The organism is Phocaeicola faecicola, from assembly GCF_013618865.1.
GTDB lineage: Bacteria > Bacteroidota > Bacteroidia > Bacteroidales > Bacteroidaceae > Phocaeicola > Phocaeicola faecicola.
Genome location: NZ_JABSOE010000132.1, coordinates 1 through 2,794 on the forward strand (window position 1 = coordinate 1; position 2,794 = coordinate 2,794).

3 protein-coding genes are annotated in these 2,794 nt (G+C 43.8%); all 3 read right to left on the reverse strand.

All coding sequences use genetic code 11. The annotated features are described in order from the left end of the window. Positions 1-85: 85 nt before the first annotated feature. The 3 genes from tnpC to H3001_RS18915 all read right to left on the reverse strand — a co-directional run bounded on the left by tnpC (position 86) and on the right by H3001_RS18915 (position 2,716). A complete protein-coding gene (gene tnpC, locus H3001_RS18905; RefSeq protein WP_181215776.1) occupies positions 86-1,933 on the reverse strand; it encodes an IS66 family transposase in 1,848 nt (615 codons plus the stop codon). Positions 1,934-2,024: 91 nt separating this feature from the next. After that, on the reverse strand, positions 2,025-2,357 hold the full coding sequence (gene tnpB, locus H3001_RS18910) for an IS66 family insertion sequence element accessory protein TnpB (protein ID WP_181215777.1): 333 nt from the start codon (positions 2,355-2,357) through the stop codon (positions 2,025-2,027). Further along, positions 2,351-2,716 carry a hypothetical protein gene (locus H3001_RS18915; RefSeq protein ID WP_181215778.1) on the reverse strand — a complete coding sequence of 122 codons (366 nt, stop codon included), beginning with the start codon at positions 2,714-2,716 and terminating at the stop codon, positions 2,351-2,353. Before H3001_RS18915 ends, tnpB begins: the two co-directional genes overlap by 7 nt. Positions 2,717-2,794: the final 78 nt, after the last annotated feature.

A 2,794-nucleotide genomic window follows, 5' to 3' on the forward strand; every position in this document is an offset into this window, starting at 1 on the left:
GTAAGTTTCCAATTTTAGGGTGTCCCCTTTTAGACGGGCGCCAGCAGGCACCCGTCTAAAAAAGAGTCCACAAATTTAACGATTATTATTTGCATATTGTCATGGGAAGAAGGTTTTCGTAATCCGTTCTTCCCTTTTTTAGTTCTTTGAGCAGCTTGCAGAAGTAATCCCTGAAGGAGACTCCCACCTGCTTGCAGGTTTCTATAAAGGTATTATAGATTGCGGAGTTCTGTATTCCTTTCACACTTCCGAAGAACAGGCTGTTCTTCCGTTGGACGGTAACAGGTCTCAGTGCCCGTTCTGCTGGTAAATTGTCTATTGAGTATTCACCGTCATTTCTGTAGGCGAAGATTTGATTCCAGAAGGTCTTCAGATAGTTAAGTGCCTTACTCATAAGTTCGCTTCGGCTCTCTTCAGGATTTGCCAGCAGATCATAAAGCTCCGTCCTTAACTTCTCGATGATTTCCGTCGTTTCCTTACTGTTCCTTCTGCGGTAAATCTCGTCTGGAGTGAGTTTTTCCCGGCGGTAAGTATCTTCCATGCCGTATAATCTTGCTATCAGTTCAAGGAAGATTCTTGCCTGCAGACTTCCTTGGTCGTAGGCGTACTTGAACTTGGCTCTTGCATGAGCCAGACAGCAGAGATGCTCTATATCCATAAGTTCATTGTCTAGATACATATATACGTTGTAACCGTCACTCTGCAGTGATTTGATTTTTGCATCACCAAGAAACTCCTTCAACACGTTTCTGTTCCTGCCTCCATGTTTCTGTACACCTTCATCGTCCGTTGTGTCCTCATAAAAGAAGATGACTATATGGGCTTTCCGGTTTACCAGACACCACATATACGTCTTACGTTTCTTATTGCAAGCGTGGTAACGAAGCCATGTCTCGTCCACATTCACATTGGCACTTTCCTGAAGGGCAATCTTTTTGAGGGCAGGTATCAGCTTGTTGAGCTGTATCGCACCCTTGTCTGCCCAGTTCAGCAGGTTCTGAACAGAAGTGTTCCAGTCCATATCCGACAGACGGTTCTTTGCCTCCCTGTATGCAGGCGTTGACATCTGGTAGCGGTTGAACATAAGATACGAGAGCATGCTTGCCGTAATGCTTGTACCCGGTACTATCTCGTCATAAAGACTTGCCTGTACGTCATCCTTCATAGGAAGGAACATGCTTTCAATCCTGCCGTCGGCATGTTTTACCTTGAGAACTTCAAAGTGATGTTCCTCAATGTGGCTCACGATATTTCTTATTTTACGGTAGCTTGATGACATCACTACAGAACCCTTAGGGAGCATTGTATAATCGGACTTGTGTATTATCGGAGTGCCTACACAATCCTTGTTGTATCTCATTCCTTTTCTATACGGTCTTTCCTTGGAAAGAGGAGCGACCGGAGTATCCTGAGTGTCGCATGATGCGGCAGAGTCTGCCAGTGGAACTTCTATTGTCGGAGCAGTGGGAGTTCCGTCAAAATCATCCTTGTCATCATGCTTTCCCTTCAGAACCTTCTTGCGTTCTATGCCCTTCAGACTTTTGGATGAAGCGTATGCTTGAGCGTTCATAAGGGAAAGACGTTCGACAAGGGCGTTATGCTTCTTCTCAAGCTTTTTGTATTCCTTGTCGCGGAGCTTGTATTCAATAGCAGCCTTCTCAGCCTTGCTGTTTGCCTTAAGCAGTTCATCTGTTAGGGAGTCAATCTTACGGTTGGCTTCCTTCAGGTCTTTTCCTATTTCATCAAGCCGTGCTATCATTTCATCAAGCTGCTTACTTTTGTTCTGATTCTCCTCAAACAGGAACAGGGCGAACCTCTTTATCTGCTCATTATCCATACCTTCAAGGGGTGTATGCTCCTTTTCGGGTCTGTCCATCATCTCTTCAAGATGCTTGCGTCTGAGTGTATTTTCTATGAGTTCTTCCAGTTCCATGTTCTCTAATATTTTATGTAAAGATACTCATTTTCAATGAGATATACAAATATTTAGAAAACTTTTATCGCTGATTTTCAGAGTTTTATCATTAAATCTTTATGCTCGTTATTACCGGAGTTTCAAGTATCGTGACCAGGTCTTTCCAGTCTATCTTATACACTGCCACATCGTCCTTGCGCTCTATTTTCATGAACTTATAGCCCTTAATGAAAGACTTCTCATGAAGGTAGTAGGCATTGCGCTCATAGTGTATCATACGGACCTTGCGCTGGTCTTTCGACATGAACATGTAAACATCACCATTCAATGGATCACGGTGGTATCGACCTCGGATTATCTCGCATATACGCTGAGCCTTGCATCTCATGTCGTGAAGCTCAGGAAGGTAGTAGAAGTTGTGAAGACCGTTGATACTCAGCATAAGCCCTCCAGTTTCTCGACCAGTGTTTTCAGCCCCTGATAGTCTAAGCCTTTCTTCTGTATGCACAAGCCCTCACGAGTTCTTATCGTCACCATAATGCTTCCTTTATGGGGAGTTGTACGTTTGGGCTTGTCTTTAGCAACCTCCTGCCGTTCTTCATTGCCTGCCCGAATCAACTCTTCCGGAATTCCTTCAACTTCTACAGGTACAACCTTTTTCTGTGTCTTCTTGAACCAGTCATAGAATGCCGTGTATGGAATGTTGTTGCTAATGCAGAATGAGTTGATGGAAACTCCTTTGGGCTCACCCTCGGTCTTGTAGAGGAACCACAGTCTTTCAAAATCTTTTTCGCTAAACATAATCTTTCAAGTTTTAAGTTTAGCACGAAGGTATGGGAAAGAAACATGCTAGTCAATACGCCAATTTTGGAAGCTTAC